The following is a 17,317-nucleotide window of genomic DNA, read 5'->3' as shown; positions in this document are numbered from 1 at the left end:
TTCGCCGTCAGGCTGATCGGTACGGCCTTCAGCGCCTGGCTGACCGGGCAGCCCGTCTTGGCCTCCTCGGCGACGGCGAGGAAGGCGTCCTCGGCCATGCCGGGGACCGTGCCCTCCACGGTCAGGTGGATGCCCGTGATGCCCTCGCCCGGCTGGAAGGTCACGTCCGCGGAGGTGACCAGCCTGCTGGGCGGGGTGCCCTGCTTCGCCAGCATGTTGGAGAACGCCATGGAGAAGCAGCTGGAGTGCGCCGCCGCGATCAGCTCCTCCGGGCTGGTCCTGCCGTTCGCCTCCTCGGCCCGGGAGGCCCAGGTCACCGGCTGCTCGCCGATCGCCCCGGAGGAGTCGAAGGTGACGACGCCGCTGCCCTTGAGCAGGTCGCCCTCCCAGACGGTGTGTGCGGAGCGTGTGGTAGCCACGTTTGGTCCTTTCGCATCGACATGCCGTGATCCCATCCGATCACATCCCGGCTCACCGTACGCCGAACACCGGCCCACGGGCGGTGAACGACCGCCGGACGCACGGGAGAAGCCGGTGCCGCGCGCGGCACCGCCGACCCGGCAGCGGCGTGCAGTTGCGGCCCGTGACGTCCAGGAGTGCGCCGTGACGTCCAGAGGCGCGCTCGTGACGTCCAGGGATGCGGCCGTGACGTCCGGGGGTACGGCCGCTCGTCAGGCCGCCCGCTCCTCCCGCGGGGCCTCCAGCGGCACCGGGGAGCCGTTCGACTCCGCCAGCCACCGGCGCAGTACGCGGTGGACGTGCTCGGCGCCGGCCGGCTCCGCCCCGTCCGCGGCGGGCGCGGACAGGGCGTGCGGCGACAGCAGGAACGGCCGGGCCTGCGCGCCGCCGAGGCCGCCGTGGGAGCCGATCTGCTCCTCGAAGGCGAGGACTTCGCCGTCGGACGGGTCGTGGAAGGAGTTGATCATGATGTCGGCGGCGTGCGGGAACGAGTGGGTCCGGCGCACGGTGTCGGCCGCCCCCGGCCCGAACGGGGCGAGCGGGCCCTCCCCGTCCCGCAGCTCCTCGACGGGGATCTCCGCCCCGTAGGCACCGAGGACGACGCCATCGTGCTCGGCGCTGCGCACCAGCAGGAAGCCGATGCCGGGATGGTTGGCGAGGGTGGTGAGCAGCCCGGGGTGGCGGGCGTCGATCTCCTCCTTGGTCATCCGGTGCGGCACGTCCGGGAAGGAGACCAGCCCGAGGTTGCCGGAGGCCAGCACGATCGGCTCGGAACGGCGGCCGGCGGGCCGGTGCTGATCGCCGCCCTCCTCCACCGGTCGGCGCAGGGCCGCCCGGACGGCGGCGCGGGCCTCGGCGCCGCTGCGGGTGCGCCGCGCGCGGCGCGAAACGGGCAGGCCGCAACCGGCCCGCACCAGGTCACCGAGGGTGAGTCCGTAGCGCGCGCGGAAGGTCTCGCCGGGGCTCTGGCCGTGGTCGGACAGGACGACGATCCGGTACGGACGGGGGGCGTGCTCGGCGACCTTCTCGATCAGCGCGAGCGCCCGGTCGAGGCGGGCGAGGACCTTCTCGGCGTCCCGGCTGAGCGGTCCGGAGTGGTGCGCGACCTCGTCGTAGGCGACGAGGTCGGCGTAGACGGCGGTGCGGCCGGCGAGCAGATCGCCCATGACGGCGGCCACCACGACGTCCCGTTCGATGACGGTCGCGAAGGCCCGGACCAAGGGGTAGAGGCCGCCTCGAGCGACGTGGGGGCGCCGTTTGCGCAGCCGGGCCACGGTCGACTGGGTGAGTTCGCGGACCACCTCGGCGATGAAGGACAGAGCGGTGCGCACGGCGTTGGCCGGGTCGGAGAAGTAGGCGAAGTAACCGGAGCGGGAACGGTTCTCCCGGGTGCGACGGCTGATGGCGACCGACAGCACCAGTGCCTGTTCGTCGGCACCACCGCCGAACAGGTTCCCGCGGCTGGCGCCGTCGACGGAAAGCAGTCCGCCGTCCTTCGTGTGCAGTATGGCGCGCCGTTGCAGTTCGGCCGCGGCCGTCGGCCGATTGCACACCATCACCTCACCACGGTCCTTCTCGTACCAGCGGAAGGCGGGGACGTCATGGTTGGAACCGTGCAGGATGCCGAGCTGACTGGCCCCGGTCTGGCTGGACCAGTCGGTGCGCCAGGGCGTGAGCCGGTGGGTCGGGGCGAGGCCGTCGCCGTGGCCGAGCCAGCGGGCGACGGTCGGAAGGACGCCCTTGCGGACGGCCGCCAGCAGCACATCGTGGCCGACGCCGTCGAGCTGCAGGAAGACGGTGCCGGGCGTGTCCGGGCAGGCGGGCCGGTCGCCCCTGCGGCGGTCGGCGAGCCGGTACAGGCGCCGCCGGTAGGCGTCGTCGTCCCGGACGGCGAGCGCACCACCGGTCGCGGAGGCGACGGCGGACATCACGGCGGCGACGATCACGGCGGTCTCGGGGGCCGCCTCCGTCTGCCCGGAGGGGGTCAGCCGGAGCGCCACCAGCAGCAGCGAGCCGTTGAGGAAGAACACCAGCAGCCCGAGCACCAGCGCGGGCACCAGCAGCAGGAGCCGGACGAGCAGAGGCCAGACGAGGGCAGACAGCACGCCGAAGACGCCGGCGCCGATCGCGGCGGTGACGGCGATGGTGGTGGCGCTGTCGCCGTCGGTGGACTGCAGCCGGAAGTCCGGCAGGATGCCCGCGAGTACCAGCATGGTGACCGTGGAGACCCCCCAGACGGTCACACTCCGTCCGACCTGGGACAGCACCCGCCGCCAACGCACTCCTAGCACGCCCGCCCCACCTCGCATCCCGGCCCCGCCGCCGCGGGACTGTGTCACCACCAGCCTGTCACACGGCCCGTCGGCCGTCCGGCGCCCCTTCCCTGGACCGGCCCGGACGGCCTTCTGGCGGCCGGCCGGCGACCTTCCGCCGACCGCCTTCCCACGACCGGCAGCGACGGCCTGCATACGGTTGACCGTCGACCATGCACCGTCAACCGTCGACCATCCACCGCCGACCGCCGACCGCCTACCGCCCGTCGTACCCCGCCGTGGGCATCGACAGCCGCCGGTGCACCCGGGCCTTCATCTGCGCGTCGTACGACGGCTCCGCGCACCCCACCGTCTCCACCCGCACCCCGCGTCGCGCGCACTCGGCCGCGAAGTCCTCCACGGACGACAGGGCACTGCGCAGGACGCGCAGACTGGGGGCGACGAAGAGGTCGGTGCCCGGCCGGACGCCGTCCCACAGCACGCAGTGATCGGCGCGCAGACCGCGCACCAGCAGCTCACGCGCGACGACATAGCCGCGCTCCTCGGCCCAGCGTGCGCACATCGCGTGCTGGGTGCGGGAATCCACCAGGAAGGGATCGGCGTCCAGCTCCTGAAGCGGCGTCAGACTCGCGATCGCCGTGACGCGGACCGATCCCATGGCGTCCCCCTCACCTCCGGGTTTCGCCGCCGACCCTACCGCTGCCCGTAGGCTTCGGGGGAGTCGCGCGAAGGAGGCAAAGAGGTGCCGGTGGAGATCACCTGGTGGGGTCACGCCACCTGCACGGTCGAGGACTCGGACATACGCGTCCTCACCGATCCCCTGTTCGCGCGCCGGCTCGCGCATCTGCGCAGGCGCCGCGGCGCGCTGCCCCCGCCCCCCGCCTGGCACGCGGACGTGGCGGTGGTGTCGCACCTGCACGCCGACCACCTCCATGTGCCGTCCCTGGCGCGCCTTGCGCCGGGCACGCGCCTGCTGGTGCCGCTGGGCGCACCGCGCGCCGTGCCGGGCCTGCGGCGGCTGACCCACCTGCGGCTGACCGAGATGGCCCCGGGCGACGAGACGACGGTCGGCGACCTCGCGATCCGGGCGGTGCCCGCGCTGCACGACGGGCGCCGGCTGCCGTTCGGCCCGCACCGCTGCCCCGCGCTCGGCTATGTCGTCGAGGGCGAGACGCGCACCTACTTCGCCGGGGACACCGGACTGTTCGAGACGATGGCGAAGGAGGTCGGGCCGGTCGACGTGGCGCTGCTGCCGGTGGGCGGCTGGGGACCGTACCTGGGCGACGGGCACCTGGACGCGGAGCGGGCGGCGCAGGCGCTGGCCAGGCTGGCGCCGCACAGCGCGGTGCCGGTGCACTACGGCACGTACTGGCCGATCGGCATGGACGCCGTGCGCCCCCACGAGTTCCACACGCCGGGCGAGGAGTTCGTCCGGCACGCGGCCGCGCTCGCGCCCGAGGTGGCGGTGCACCGGCTGGGTCACGGGGAGCGGGTCCGGCCGGAGGCGGCCCGGTGAGCGCACTGGCCGCGACCGCCACGACCGTGCCCCCGGAGTCCACTCAGCAGGCGGTGGGTTATCCGTCGCTCTTCCTGCTGGTGCTGATCGGGGCGCTGGTGCCGGTGGTGCCGACGGGGGCGCTGGTCAGTTCGGCGGCGGTGGTGGCGGTTCACCGCTCGGCTCCGCCGGCCGCTCTGGCGCTGGTGTTCGTGACGGCGTCGCTCGCGGCGTTCCTGGGCGACGTGACGCTGTACTGGCTGGGGCAGCGGGGCATGCGGTCGAGGAACGGCTCGCGCTGGCTGGCGGCGATCCGCGCACGGGCCCCGGAGGACAGCCTGGTCCAGGCGCAGGACAGGCTCGCGGACCACGGGGTGGCGGTGCTGGTGCTGTCCCGGCTGGTGCCGGCGGGCCGGATCCCGGTGATGCTGGCCTGCCTGATGGCCCACTGGCCCATGCGCCGGTTCGTGCGCGGCAACCTGCCGGCCTGCCTGGCCTGGGCGGTGACGTACCAGCTGATCGGGATCCTGGGCGGCTCGCTGTTCCCGGAGCCGTGGCAGGGCGTGCTGGCCGCGGTCGCGCTGACCTTGCTGATCAGTGTGGCGCCCGGGCTGTGGCGGCGGGTCCGCGGCACGGATGCAGCAGGCTCCGGTTCCTGACCATCCGACCCGCCCGCCCCGGCCCCACTCCCTGTCCCGACGGCTACTCCAGGACCCGTGAGCCCCCCACCGGCAGGTCCCACAGGTCCTCCCGGGCCAGGCCCGCCTTCTCCCAGGCGATCCGGACCCGGGTCAGCGGCTCCAGGACGGGCTCGGCGGACAGGACGAACGTACCCCAGTGCATCGGCGCCATCCGGCGGGCGCCGAGGTCCCGGGCGGCTCGTACCGCCTCCTCGGGGTCGCAGTGGACGTCGCTGAGCCACCAGCGGGGGTCGTAGGCGCCGATGGGCAGCAGAGCGAGGTCGATGCCGGGGTAGCGCCGTCCGATGCGGCCGAACCAGTGGCCGTAGCCGGTGTCCCCCGCGAAGTACAGGCGCTGTCCGTCGGGCGCGGTGAGCACCCAGCCGCCCCACAGGCTCCGGCAGGTGTCGGTGGCGGTGCGCTTGGACCAGTGGTGGGCGGGCACGAAGTCGAACCGGACGCCGGACAGCTCGGCCGCCTCCCACCAGTCGAGCTCGGTGACGCAGGTGAAACGGCGGCGGCGGAACCACGGGCCGAGCCCGGCCGGGGCCAGGACCGGTGTGTCGCGCGGGAGCCGGCGCAAGGTGGGGGCGTCGAGGTGGTCGTAGTGGTTGTGGCTGATGACGACGGCGTCGATGCGGGGAAGGTCCGACCAGTCCACGCCGACCGGCGTGATCCGCGCGGGAGTGCCGAGGATTCGGCGGGACCAGACCGGGTCCGTCAGTACGGTCAGCCCGCCGACGCGGACCACCCAGCTGGCGTGCCCGGCCCAGGTCACGGCCACGGTGCGGGTGTCGACGCGAGGCAGCGGGCCGGGCTCGTACGGGAGCAGCGGGATGTCGGCGAGGCCCGCGCGCCCGGGTCGCACCGCGCCTTCGCGCGCGAAGCGGGCCAGGGCCTTCAGGCCGGGCAGCGGGGCGGTCAGCCGGTCGTGGAAGGTACGTGGCCACACCCGCCGCTCGCCCAGTGGCCGGGGCTCGGCGAGCGGCGGGTACGGGGCGGCTCCGGGGCCCGTGGCGGGCACGGCGTGCACCGTGCGGGTGGGGGCGTCCGCGAACGCCCCGGCCGCGCCGCCCGCGGTCCCCGGTTCCGCACCCGGCGGCTCCGTCAGCGTCTCCGTGGGCAACGTTTCGGTGGGCACCGTTCCGGTGGGCAACGTCTCCGTGGGGAGAGGGTCTGCCGGCAGGCTCTCGGAGGTCACACTCTCGGGGGTGGTCGTCTCGGACTGCTGCGTCATCGAGGAGGCTCCCATCGCTGAGCGTCATCGCGGAGATCGTCGAGGACCGACCTCAGATGGATCAACGCGCGCCGCACATGCGGCAGTTCCAGCGGGGCGGGTGACGCGAGGCAGTCGGCGCGCTCGTCGTCGGTGGCGCCCAGCAGCGGCCCGGTGGACAGCCGCACCCGCAGCGCGCCGAGGTCGTCGCCGAAGCGGTGGCCGCCGGCCGCGGGCATGCCGAGCCGGGCGGTCAGGAAGTCCTCCAGGTCCTGGGCGTCGCCGACGCCGTGGCGGGCCAGCTCGGCGCGCAACGGCGCCAGGTCGGCGTACAGGTGCCGGCCGGCGCGCGGCGGGCGGGCCAGGGCGCCGGCGTCGACGACCGCGCCGTGTGCGGCGGCGGCGAGGCGGGCGTGCAGGCGCACGGCGGCGGCCACGCGCGCGGTCACCGGCTCGGGTTCGCCGAGGGTGTACGCGGCGGCGGCCGCGACGGGCGCGGCGACGCGGCCGCCGAGCGCGGTGAGGACGTCGAGCACGCGCGCGTGCAGGGCGGCTCCGTCCGGTCCGGCGGGCAGGCGGGCGACGGCGGCCGGCCAGCCGGCCGGGAGCAGCGCCCCGGCGAGGTCGGTGACGACGGTGACCCGGTCGGGCAGCATCTCGGCGGGGCTGAGCGGCACGGTGTCGTGCGGGTCGTGCAGGGTGTCGCGCCAGGTCTCGTCGCTGACCAGGTGCAGTCCGGCTCCGGCGGCGGCCTCCACGGCCTCGTGCAGCACCTCCGGCGGGGCGACGGTGGCGGTGGGGTCGTCGGCCACGGAGAGCACCAGCAGGCGCGGGTCGCCGCCCTCGTCGCGGACCCGGCGGACGGTCTCCAGCAGGGCGTAGGGGTCGGGAACGCCGCCGCACTCGGCGGGTGTCGCCACGTGGAACACGGGTCTGCCCAGCAGCCGTGCGTAGGGCGCCCACCAGGCGGCGCAGGGCCGGGGCACCAGGACGTCGCCGCCGAGCGCGGCGGTCAGCGCCACCAGCAGGGCGGCGCCGCCGGGCTCGGCGGCGACACGGTCGGTGCCCGCCGTGATCCCCCGCCGCTGCCAGTAACCGCGGGCCGCGTCGAGCAGGAGCGGGGTGCCGCCGACGGGTTCGGCGTCGGCGCGGACCGCGGCCCGCGCGAGGACGTCGGCGACCTCGGGCAGGACCGGCAGCCCGTCCACGGGCAGCGGCGGGCCGTAGCGGACGGGCCCGTGGTCCTGCGGTACCGTCCGCCCCATCCGTTCCTCCGCGCAGTCCGTCGGTGCTGTCCCGGCACGGCGTCCCGCCGCCGCGCACGCCGGCCGCCAGGGGCGGCTGAGGCGTGGCACACCGTACGGGGCCGGTCGTGCCCTCGGGCTGTGAGTACCCAGCGTGCCCGCCTCCCATGGCCGCCCGCCCCGCTCGTAGGGTCCACCGGGCGACCCGCCACCGACCGAGCGACCGTCCCGGTCGTACGGTCCGCCGGTGAGTCCGCCGGGTGATCCGCCGGGGGTCAGGCGCCCACCGAGCCGTCGCGGCGCCGCAGCCGGTGCACGGCGGCCCCGAGGGCTCCGGCGATCAGCACGCCGCCGGCGACCAGGGCCGGCACCGAGTCGGTGAAGGCACCCCCCTGCCCGGCGTGCACTCCCCGCTGGACGGGGGCCTTGCCGCAGGTCGGCCCGGGCGGCGGGGTGCCGTGGGGCGACGGGCACGGGCTGGGGGCGGGGGCGGGGGCGGTCCTGGTGACGTCGAAGGTGACGCTCCACGGCTGGCCCTTCCCGCCGGGGGGTGCGGGGCAGGTGCCGTCCACGGTCCACGCGGTGTCGGGCCCGGTGCCGTCGCCCCCTTCGAAGTGCGCGGCGTCCGCGATCCGGGCGGTGCCGCGGTACTCGGGGCCGGACAGTTCGTCGTCGGCGCCGGAGGCCTTCTGCAGGGCCACGGTCCCCTCGGCGAAGGCCTGCGAGGTGGCGTCCAGGCTCGCGGGCGCCGGTCCGCCCAGGGGGTCGCACGTCACGGACACGGTGACGGTGCCTCCGGGCGCGACACTGCCCGGGGTGACCTCGGCGGCCGGTTCCGCGTACGCGGCCGGGGCGACGCCCAGGACGGCGCCGCCGAGCGCGGCGACGGCCAGGACACGGACGGTGCGGCGCATGGGGGTGCTCCGTAGGTGGTCAGGCGGCCGGGGAGGGACCTGCCCCCTGCCCGGCCCGGGTGGCGGGGAAGGGTGCGGCCCTCCCCGCCGGGAGGGGACGACGTACCCCCTCATCAGAGCCCGCGCGGGCCGGGCACGCGCGCGCGGGCCCTCCATTGGCGGCAGTCGCGCACCCGAGCGGGTGAATCCCGCCCGCCCGGGGACACGGATACCGCCCCCAGCCGCTACGGGCGTGCCTCGCGCCCTCGGCCGGAGCGCCACCGGCGTGCGTCGCCTCCGCCGCCCGAGCGCGGATGTCCCGCCGTTCCGGGTTGCGGTGACGAGGCCGGGTTCCCGAGGGCGCGGAGGCGCGAGGGCCGGTCAGGCGCCGACGTAGGCCGCCAGGTGTTCGCCGGTGTGGGTCGAGCGGGCGGTGACGAGGTCGGCCGGGGTGCCCTCGAAGACGACCCGGCCGCCGTCGTGGCCGGCTCCGGGGCCCAGGTCGATGATCCAGTCGGCGTGGGCCATGACCGCCTGGTGGTGCTCGATGACGATGACGGACTTGCCGGAGTCGACGAGCCGGTCCAGCAGGCCCAGCAGATGGTCGACGTCGGCGAGGTGGAGACCGGTGGTGGGCTCGTCCAGGACGTAGACGCCGCCCTTGTCGGCCATGTGCGTGGCCAGTTTCAGCCGCTGGCGTTCGCCCCCGGACAGAGTGGTGAGCGGCTGGCCGAGGCTGAGATAGCCGAGGCCGACGTCCGCCATCCGCTCCAGGATCCGGTGGGCGGCGGGGGTGCGCGCCTCCCCGGCGCCGAAGAACTCCTCGGCCTCCTCCACCGGCATCGCCAGCACCTCGCTGATGTCGCGCCCGCCGAGCCGGTACTCCAGCACCGACGCCTGGAACCGCTTGCCCTCGCAGTCCTCGCAGGTGGTGGCCACCCCCGCCATCATCGCCAGGTCGGTGTAGATGACGCCGGCGCCGTTGCAGGTGGGGCAGGCGCCCTCGGAGTTGGCGCTGAACAGGGCCGGCTTCACGCCGTTGGCCTTGGCGAATGCCTTGCGGATCGGATCCAGCAGCCCCGTGTAGGTCGCCGGGTTGCTGCGCCGGGAGCCGCGGATCGGGCTCTGGTCGACCGACACCGCACCGGCGTCGGCGGGGAGCGAGCCGTGCAGCAGCGAACTCTTGCCGGAGCCGGCGACGCCGGTGACGACGCAGAGCACGCCGAGGGGGACGTCCACGTCGACGTCGCGCAGGTTGTGGCGGCTCGCGCCGCGGATCTCCAGGGTGCCGGTGGGCTTGCGTACGGTCTCCTTCACCGCGGCCCGGTCGTCGAAGTGGCGGCCGGTGACGGTGTCGCTGCGCCGCAGGCCCCCGACGGTGCCCTCGAAGCACACCGTGCCGCCTCCCGTCCCCGCGCCGGGGCCGAGGTCGACGACGTGGTCGGCGATGGCGATCACCTCGGGCTTGTGCTCCACGACGAGCACCGTGTTGCCCTTGTCCCGCAGGCGCAGCAGGAGCCGGTTCATGCGCTGGATGTCGTGGGGGTGCAGACCCGCGGTGGGCTCGTCGAAGACGTAGGTGACGTCGGTCAGGGAGGAGCCGAGGTGGCGGATCATCTTCACCCGCTGGGCCTCGCCGCCGGAGAGCGTGCCGGCCGGCCGGTCGAGCGCCAGATATCCGAGGCCGATCTCCACGAACGAGTCGAGGCTGTGCTGCAGCGCGGCGAGCAGCGGCGCCACCGACGGCTCGTCCAGGCCGCGCACCCATGCGGCCAGGTCGCTGATCTGCATCGCGCAGGCGTCGGAGATGCTGATGCCGTCGATCTTCGAGGACCGGGCGAGCGCGCTGAGCCGGGTGCCGTCGCACTCGGGGCAGTCGGTGAAGGTGACGGCCCGGTCCACGAAGGCGCGGATGTGCGGCTGCATCGCCTCGCGGTCCTTGGACAGCATCGACTTCTGCAGCTTGGGGATCAGTCCCTCGTAGGTGAGGTTGATGCCGTTGATCTTGACCTTGGTGGGCTCGCGGTACAGGAAGTCGTGCCGCTCGCGCGCGGTGTACCGGCGGATGGGCTTGTCCGGGTCGAGGAAGCCCGACTCGGTGATGACCCGTACCACCCAGCCGCCGCCGGTGTAGCCGGGGATGGTGAAGGGGTCCTCGGAGAGGGACTTGGAGTCGTCGTAGAGCTGGGTCAGGTCGATGTCGGAGACGGTGCCGCGGCCCTCGCAGTGCGTGCACATGCCGCCGGTGCGGGTGAAGGTGACCTTCTCTGTCCGGGTCTTGTCCGCGCCCCGGTCGACGGTGAAGCCGCCGCTCGCGCTCACCGAGGCGACGTTGAAGGAGTACGCGCCGGGCGGGCCGATGTGCGGGTCGCCGAGCCGGCTGAAGAGGATGCGCAGCATCGCGTTGGCGTCGGTCGCGGTGCCGACCGTGGAGCGCGGGTCGGCGCCCATCCGCTGCTGGTCCACGGTGATCGCGGTGGTCAGTCCGTCCAGCACGTCGACCTCGGGCCGCGCCACGTTGGGCATGAACCCCTGCACGAAGGCGCTGTACGTCTCGTTGATCAGCCGCTGCGACTCGGCGGCGATGGTGTCGAACACCAGGGAGCTCTTGCCCGAGCCCGAGACGCCGGTGAACACCGTCAGCCGGCGCTTCGGGATCTCGATGCTGACGTCCTTGAGGTTGTTCTCGCGTGCCCCGTGCACACGGATCAGGTCGTGGCTGTCTGCGGGGTGCGGCGCGTGATTGCTGAGGCCCATGACGGCCAGGCTAGGCGGGCCGGGAGGGCGCTGCTTCTCGATTTCTCACGGATTCCGGACGCATACACACCGATTCCGGTCATCCGCCGCACACCGATTCCGGCTCGTCCGCCGCCTGCCGATTCCGGTCATCCCCCCCCCGGACCACCGGCGTCCGCCCGCCGCCTCAGCGTCTGCTCAGGGCCGCCGTCGCCCGTCCCGTCTCCGTGCGTTTTGGGCGCCGGGCCGGGAGGGCGGGCGGTGGGTCGTTGTCGGTGGGCAGAAGCAGATCCTCGTAGCGGCCGAGGCCGAGGACGACGAGCAACATCACGCCCGGGATGAGAACGGCGGCGAGCAGCGCCATGAGATGTCCTTCCCCAGAGTCCCTTGGGGTGCCACGTGGGGGGCAGGCCTCGGGTCTCCCGGCGGGGTCCCGGCAAACCCGGGCGAACCTCGCCCTATGCCGTGTCGGCTTCCGCAGGCCGGGTACGCGAGGGGTCTTCCGGAGGTCTGGAGGAAGACATGCAGCGAGGCAGTGACCGGCTGAACGTGCACCGGGACGACGAGATGAAGCACGAACTGCAAGGCCTGCTCAGGTCCGGGCACCCCACCCGGTCCGAGGAGTGGCACGATCCGGAGCCGGCCGCCGACGACGACCCGGCGGTCTGGGGCGGACCCGTGGCACCGTCGGGCGCGTCGGTGGAGACGGTCCGGCTGGAGCTGGCCCGGAGCCTGGGCCGCGGCAGCTTCCCCACCGCGACCAACGCGCTGGTCGGCGAGTTGCGTCGGCACCACGCCCCGGACGCCCTGATCGACGCCGTGCGCGAGCTGCCGCCGAAGACCCAGTGGTCGAGTGCGCGGCAGGTGGCCGAGGCGCTGGTGGAGGAGCGTGGATGAAGCGGGGCCGGGCGACCGAGATCGCCGGGTGTCTCCACCCGGACGAGATGCGGTCGCCGCTGTGCGGCGGGCGTGGTGATCCGCGCGCGTGGCAGCTGCGGTCGCCACGCCCTCCGCTCCCCCGCGGCTGTCCGGCGGGTACCGCCGCCGCGATCGGCTGTGCGCGGTGCTCCCCTACGGCGAGGAGCCGTGCGCGCGGGCCGTGGCCCGGTCGGCCGCCCTGAGCGGCGGGCCGGCGGCGCCGGTCCGTGACCGACGAATCATGAACCGATCCACGGAGGACTGATCATGCGTATCGCGTTTCTGACCGCACCCGAGGGCGTCGAGCAGGTCGAGCTGACCGACCCCTGGCAGGCGGCGGCGGACGCGGGCCACGAGCCCGTGCTGGTGTCGACGAAGCCGGGTGAGGTGCAGGGGTTCAACCACCTCGACAAGGCCGACACCTTCCCGGTGGACGAGGTGGTGGGCGAGGCGTCCGCGGAGTCGTTCGGCGGCCTGGTGCTGCCGGGCGGGGTCGCCAACCCGGACTTCCTGCGCACCGACGAGCGGGCCGTCGCCTTCGTACGGGACTTCTTCGAGCGGGGGCGGCCGGTCGCGGCGATCTGCCACGCGCCGTGGACGCTGATCGAGGCCGACGTCGTACGGGACCGGGTCCTGACATCGTGGCCCAGCCTGCGCACCGATGTCCGCAACGCGGGCGCCACCTGGGTCGACGAACAGGTCAAGGTCTGCGAGAACGGCCCCAACAAGCTGGTCACCAGCCGCAAGCCGGACGACCTGAAGGCGTTCTGCGAGACCTACCTGGAGGTTTTCGCCGCCGAGGAGTAGGCCGCCGGCAGTCGTCCGCGGACGGCTGCCGACCGGTGCTTCCCGCCCCCGTGGGCTCAGGCCCCGCGGGGGCGGTCGTCGGTGCCCGGGCCGTTCGTGCCGGGCCCCCACTTGCCGACGGGGGCGCCGGCGGTGGCCGCCGAGGCCGCCTTCGGTTCGCGGCGGGCGGGCCGACCGCCGTCGGCGGCGCGTTCGCGGGCGCCGTCGCGGGTGCGGCCCGGGGCGACGAAGCGGCGCGGGTTGCGCCGCAGGTACTCGCCCTCCAACTGGGCCATGCGCTCGTTGTGGGCGCGCAGCGCGTCGTTGGAGCCGTACAGCAGGGTGTCGTGGCGTGTGCGGTGGATCGTCTCCAGCTCCTTCATGAGCTGCTGGTCGTCCAGCCGGTCCGGGTCGACTCCGGTCATCGTGGTGCCCCGCTCGTCGTGTTCGTCCATGCCGTTCGGGTACCCGCTCGGGGAGCACTACCCCCGAGCGGCCTCCGGGAGGGCGCCATGGACCTGGCTTTTCTGCATCCACTGTACGAACATTCCGGCCCCTGGGCCTCGGTGTACGTCGACCTCTCCGAGCACGCCGAGGACACCGCGCAGGTGCGGGACATGACGGCGGCGGCGGTGGCCCGGGATCTCGCCGGGCAGGGGGCGGACGAGGCCACCTGCACGGCCGTACGGGATGCGGTGCGCGACCTGCGGCACGCGACCGACCCGCACGGGCGGGCCCTGTTCGCGCGGGCCGGCCGGATCGTGCTGGACCCGCCGCTGGCCCGCCGGCCGCCGACGGGTACGACCGCGCTGTGGGCGCCGCTGCCGCACGTGGCCCCGCTGTTGGAGCTGGCCGGGGAGGATCCGCTGTGCGTGGTGGCCTACATCGACCGCAAGGGCGCCGACTTCGAGCTGCGCAGCGGCGTGGGCGGCCAGGACGCCGGCGGGGTCACCGGCCGGCAGTGGCCGGTGCACCGCACGAGCACGGGCGACTGGTCGGAGCGGCACTTCCAGCTCCGGGTGGAGAACACCTGGGAGCACAACGCCGCGGAGATCGCCGACGCGCTCGCCGTGTGCCAGGAGGAGACGCGGGCCGATCTGCTGATCCTGGTGGGCGACGGCCGGGAGTGCCGGGCCGTGCACGAGCGGCTGCCGCAGCGGCTGCACGACCGGGTGGTGGAGGCCGAGCACGGCACCGGGAGCCGGCTGCTGGACGAGGAGGTGGAGCGGGCACGGACCGCGCATGTGCGGATGCGGGCGCGACAGGACCTGGAGCGGTTCCAGGCCGCCCGCGCCCCGGACGACGAGGGCCGGACCGTCGCCGTCGAGGGGGTGCCCGCGCTGGTGGAGGCGGCCCGTGAGCACCGGATCGACGAGCTGCTGATCCGGCTGGACGGCCCGGACACGCACCGTGAGGTGTGGATCGGCGAGGGCCCGGACCAGCTGGCGGTCCGCCGGCAGGAGCTGCGCACCCTGGGCGAGCCGGACGCCTGGTCCGCCCGCGCCGACGACGCGCTGCTGCGGGCCGCCGTGGAGACGGGCGCCCCGGCCATCTCGGTGGCCCCGGCGCTGCCGGACGAGGGCGAGGACACCCCGGCCGGCGGCATGGGCGCGCTGCTCCGCTGGAAGTGACCGGGGCGGCCGCGCCACCCGGCGTCCCCGCCGCGGCGGGGACGCCGCACACGGCGAGGAAGGGCCGTGGCGGCCGCTGCCGCGCTACCGCGCCCGCTCCACCCGCCGCTCGTCCCACACCGGGTCCGGGGTCTCCCGGACCCGGCCGTCGCTGCCGAACACCAGGTAGCGGTCGAAGGAGCGGGCGAACCAGCGGTCGTGGGTGACGGCGAGGACCGTGCCGTCGAACGCCTCCAGGCCTTCCTGCAGGGCTTCGGCGGACTCCAGGTCGAGGTTGTCGGTGGGCTCGTCGAGCAGGAGTGCGGTGGCGCCCCGCAGTTCCAGCAGCAGGATCTGGAAGCGGGCCTGCTGGCCGCCGGAGAGCCGGTCGAAGCACTGCTCGGCCTGGTTCGTCAGCTCGTAGCGGCGCAGCCGGGACATCGCCGCGCCCCGGTCCTGGGCGTGGTCCTTCCACAGGATGTCGACGAGGGTGCGGCCGAGGAGTTCGGGGTGCGCGTGGGTCTGCGCGAAGTGCCCGGGCACGACGCGCGCGCCGAGTCTCCACCGCCCGGTGTGCGCCACGTCCTCACCGGCGAGCAGCCGCAGGAAGTGGGACTTCCCGGAGCCGTTGGAGCCGAGCACGGCGACGCGTTCGCCGTAGAAGACCTCCAGGTCGAAGGGGTTCATCAGCCCGGTGAGTTCCAGCTGCTGGCAGGTCACCGCGCGCACCCCGGTCCGGCCGCCCTTCAGGCGCATGGTGATGTCCTGTTCACGCGGCGGCTCCGGCGGCGGGCCGACCTCCTCGAACTTGCGCAGCCTGGTCTGCGCGGCGCGGTAGCGGGAGGCCATGTCGGTGCTGTTCTCCGCGGCCTGACGCAGGGTCAGCACCAGCTTCTTCAGCTGGGCGTGCTTCTCGTCCCAGCGTTTGCGCAGCTCTTCGAAGCGGGCGAAGCGCCGGCGCCGTGCCTCGTGGTAGGTCGCGAAGCCGCCGCCGTGGACCCAGGCGTCGGCCCCGGCCGGGCCGGGCTCCACGGAGACGATCCTCTCGGCGGCGCGGGCGAGGAGCTCCCGGTCGTGGGAGACGAAGAGCACCGTCTTGCGGGTCTCCTTCAGCCGCTCCTCCAGCCAGCGCTTGCCGGGCACGTCGAGGTAGTTGTCGGGCTCGTCCAGCAGCAGCACCTCGTCGGTGCCGCGCAGCAGCGCCTCCAGGACCAGCCGCTTCTGCTCTCCGCCGGACAGGGTGCTCACCTGCCGCCACTGGGCGCGCTCGTACGGGACGCCGAGCGCCGCCGTCGTGCAGATGTCCCAGAGGGTCTCGGCCTCGTAGCCGCGCGCCTCGGCCCAGTCGGCGAGGGCCTGCGCGTAGCGCAGCTGGGCGGCCTCGTCGTCGACGGTCATGATGGCGTGCTCGGCCCGGTCGACGGCCTCGGCGGCGGCGCGGATGCGCGGTGGGGCGACGGACACGAGCAGGTCCCGTACGGTCGTCTCGTCGCGCACGGAGCCCACGAACTGGCGCATCACACCGAGCCCGCCGCTGACGGTGACGGACCCGCCGTGCGGTTTCAGCTCCCCGGAGATCAGCCGCAGCAAGGTCGTCTTGCCGGCGCCGTTCGGCCCGACGAGCGCCACCACGGCCCCTTCGCCCACCCGGAAGGACACGTCGCCGAGCAGCGCCCTCCCGTCGGGGAGGTAGTACTCCAGGTGCGCTGCTTCCAGATGTCCCATGGGGACGCATTCTGCGGGCGGGGCACCGGGCGGGCAAACGCTTATCCCCCGGCCCGGCCGTCAGGGCGCCGGCCGCCACGGGACCGACCCACCCCTGTCCATATGTCGAAACAAAACGTCTCACCATGCGACTGTCGGCGTACCGTTCGGGCCATCGCCACGGGATCCGGTCGAGCCCGGGGAGCCGGTACGACGTGAAGGGGTACAGCCATGCCGAAAGCACGTGAGACCGCCGTCTACACCCACGGACACCACGAGTCGGTCCTGCGGTCGCACACCTGGCGCACCGCCGCCAACTCCGCCGCATACGTGCTGGACACGCTCAAGCCGCACATGCGCGTCCTGGACATCGGCTGCGGGCCCGGAACGATCACCGCGGACCTCGCCGCCCTGGTCCCCGACGGCCGGGTCACCGGCGTCGACCGGGCGCCGGAGGTCCTGGAGCAGGCCCGGGCCACGGCCGCCGACCGCGGGCTGACCAACATCGACTTCGCGGTGGCCGACGTCCACGCCCTCGACCATCCCGACGACACGTTCTGCGTGGTCCACGCCCACCAGGTGCTGCAGCACGTCGGCGACCCCGTGGCGGCGTTGCGCGAGATGCGGCGGGTCACCAGGCCGGGCGGGTTCGTCGCCGTACGGGACGCCGACTACGCCGCGATGACCTGGTACCCCGCGTCCGGCGGCCTGGACGACTGGCTGGACCTGTACCAGCGGGTGGCGCGGGCCAACGGGGGCGAGCCGGACGCCGGACGCCGGCTGAAGGCTTGGGCGCGGGCGGCCGGGTTCACCGACGTCACCGTGACCTCCGGCACCTGGACCTACGCCACGTCCGAGGAGCGGGCCTGGTGGAGCGGCCTGTGGGCGGACCGGACGCTGGCCTCGGCGTACGCCGAGCGCGCCACCGTGGGCGGGCACGCCACCCGGGAGCAGTTGGAGGCGGTGGCCGGGGCATGGCGGGAGTGGGGCCGGCAGGAGGACGGCTGGTTCGCGGTCCTGCACGGGGAGATCCTCTGCCGGAAAGAAGCCTGACCGCTCAGGAACATGGAATTGTTCGGCGTTTTCTGGAAACCCGGACTGCAGGAGGTTTCACATTATGGTTCCCATCCTGCTGGTACTGCTCCTGGCGCTCATTCTCTTCGGCGTCGGATTCGCGGTGAAGGTTCTCTGGTGGATCGCGCTCGCGGTCCTCGTCGTCTGGCTGCTGGGATTCCTCCTTCGGGGGACGACGGCGAGCGGGGGAAGGGGTCGCTGGTACAGGTGGTGATGTGAGGTGCCGCAC

Annotated in this window: 16 protein-coding genes and 1 pseudogene; 7 read left to right on the top strand and 10 right to left on the bottom strand. The window is 74.2% G+C overall.

Annotation, left to right across the window (positions count from 1 at the left end):
- The 3 genes from AC3ET3_RS15120 to AC3ET3_RS15110 form a co-directional block, all read right to left on the bottom strand.
- On the bottom strand, positions 1-419 hold a 419-nt coding region (locus AC3ET3_RS15120; protein WP_435612294.1), incomplete at its 3' end, for an OsmC family protein.
- A gap of 252 nt (positions 420-671) precedes the next feature.
- Positions 672-2,768, bottom strand: coding sequence for a phage holin family protein (locus AC3ET3_RS15115; RefSeq protein ID WP_435612298.1), 2,097 nt, complete (start codon positions 2,766-2,768; stop codon positions 672-674).
- Positions 2,769-2,988: 220 nt separating this feature from the next.
- Positions 2,989-3,390: a hypothetical protein gene (locus AC3ET3_RS15110; protein ID WP_432133874.1), complete on the bottom strand. Its 402-nt coding sequence runs from the start codon at positions 3,388-3,390 to the stop codon at positions 2,989-2,991.
- Between the two features lie 84 nt (positions 3,391-3,474).
- On the opposite strand from AC3ET3_RS15110, the gene AC3ET3_RS15105 reads away from it, so the two are divergent.
- Entirely contained in the window at positions 3,475-4,248 is a 774-nt protein-coding gene (locus AC3ET3_RS15105; RefSeq protein WP_432133873.1) for an MBL fold metallo-hydrolase, read from the top strand.
- Entirely contained in the window at positions 4,245-4,886 is a 642-nt protein-coding gene (locus AC3ET3_RS15100; protein ID WP_432133872.1) for a DedA family protein, read from the top strand. Before AC3ET3_RS15105 ends, AC3ET3_RS15100 begins: the two co-directional genes overlap by 4 nt.
- 43 nt (positions 4,887-4,929) lie before the next feature.
- Here the strand turns inward: AC3ET3_RS15100 and AC3ET3_RS15095 are convergent, their stop codons facing one another.
- From AC3ET3_RS15095 to AC3ET3_RS15075, 5 genes are all read right to left on the bottom strand, one after another.
- Complete coding sequence (locus AC3ET3_RS15095; RefSeq protein ID WP_432133871.1) at positions 4,930-6,144, bottom strand: MBL fold metallo-hydrolase; 1,215 nt, start codon at positions 6,142-6,144, stop codon at positions 4,930-4,932.
- Entirely contained in the window at positions 6,141-7,388 is a 1,248-nt protein-coding gene (locus AC3ET3_RS15090; RefSeq protein WP_435612293.1) for an aminotransferase class I/II-fold pyridoxal phosphate-dependent enzyme, read from the bottom strand. Before AC3ET3_RS15090 ends, AC3ET3_RS15095 begins: the two co-directional genes overlap by 4 nt.
- A 254-nt stretch (positions 7,389-7,642) precedes the next feature.
- Positions 7,643-8,281, bottom strand: a complete 639-nt coding sequence (locus AC3ET3_RS15085) for a hypothetical protein (protein WP_432133869.1) — start codon at positions 8,279-8,281, stop codon at positions 7,643-7,645.
- Between the two features lie 360 nt (positions 8,282-8,641).
- Entirely contained in the window at positions 8,642-11,017 is a 2,376-nt protein-coding gene (locus AC3ET3_RS15080; RefSeq protein WP_435612292.1) for an ATP-binding cassette domain-containing protein, read from the bottom strand.
- A 166-nt stretch (positions 11,018-11,183) separates the two neighbouring features.
- A complete protein-coding gene (locus AC3ET3_RS15075) occupies positions 11,184-11,360 on the bottom strand; it encodes a hypothetical protein (protein ID WP_432133867.1) in 177 nt (58 codons plus the stop codon).
- 158 nt (positions 11,361-11,518) lie between these two features.
- Here AC3ET3_RS15075 and AC3ET3_RS15070 point away from each other — a divergent pair, with 158 nt between their 5' ends.
- A complete protein-coding gene (locus AC3ET3_RS15070) occupies positions 11,519-11,893 on the top strand; it encodes a DUF2795 domain-containing protein (protein WP_432133866.1) in 375 nt (124 codons plus the stop codon).
- 288 nt (positions 11,894-12,181) lie between these two features.
- Positions 12,182-12,721: a type 1 glutamine amidotransferase domain-containing protein gene (locus AC3ET3_RS15065; protein WP_432133865.1), complete on the top strand. Its 540-nt coding sequence runs from the start codon at positions 12,182-12,184 to the stop codon at positions 12,719-12,721.
- A 173-nt stretch (positions 12,722-12,894) separates the two neighbouring features.
- Here AC3ET3_RS15065 and AC3ET3_RS15060 read toward each other — a convergent pair.
- Positions 12,895-13,155: pseudogene (locus tag AC3ET3_RS15060) on the bottom strand (DUF6158 family protein); the annotation flags it as partial.
- A gap of 57 nt (positions 13,156-13,212) precedes the next feature.
- On the opposite strand from AC3ET3_RS15060, the gene AC3ET3_RS15055 reads away from it, so the two are divergent.
- Complete coding sequence (locus AC3ET3_RS15055) at positions 13,213-14,331, top strand: baeRF2 domain-containing protein (RefSeq protein WP_432133864.1); 1,119 nt, start codon at positions 13,213-13,215, stop codon at positions 14,329-14,331.
- A gap of 84 nt (positions 14,332-14,415) precedes the next feature.
- Here AC3ET3_RS15055 and AC3ET3_RS15050 read toward each other — a convergent pair whose 3' ends face one another.
- Positions 14,416-16,035 carry an ABC-F family ATP-binding cassette domain-containing protein gene (locus AC3ET3_RS15050; protein ID WP_432133863.1) on the bottom strand — a complete coding sequence of 540 codons (1,620 nt, stop codon included), beginning with the start codon at positions 16,033-16,035 and terminating at the stop codon, positions 14,416-14,418.
- Between the two features lie 210 nt (positions 16,036-16,245).
- Between AC3ET3_RS15050 and AC3ET3_RS15045 the strand changes: the two genes are divergently transcribed.
- Both AC3ET3_RS15045 and AC3ET3_RS15040 read left to right on the top strand, forming a co-directional pair.
- Positions 16,246-17,067: a class I SAM-dependent methyltransferase gene (locus AC3ET3_RS15045; RefSeq protein ID WP_432133862.1), complete on the top strand. Its 822-nt coding sequence runs from the start codon at positions 16,246-16,248 to the stop codon at positions 17,065-17,067.
- 64 nt (positions 17,068-17,131) lie between these two features.
- Positions 17,132-17,302: a hydrophobic protein gene (locus tag AC3ET3_RS15040; RefSeq protein ID WP_432133861.1), complete on the top strand. Its 171-nt coding sequence runs from the start codon at positions 17,132-17,134 to the stop codon at positions 17,300-17,302.
- The last annotated feature ends 15 nt before the right edge of the window (positions 17,303-17,317 follow it).

Source organism: Streptomyces sp. bgisy159 (assembly GCF_057707805.1).
The sequence above is the reverse complement of the archived record's forward strand: the minus strand, read 5'-3'. Positions and strand labels throughout refer to the sequence as shown.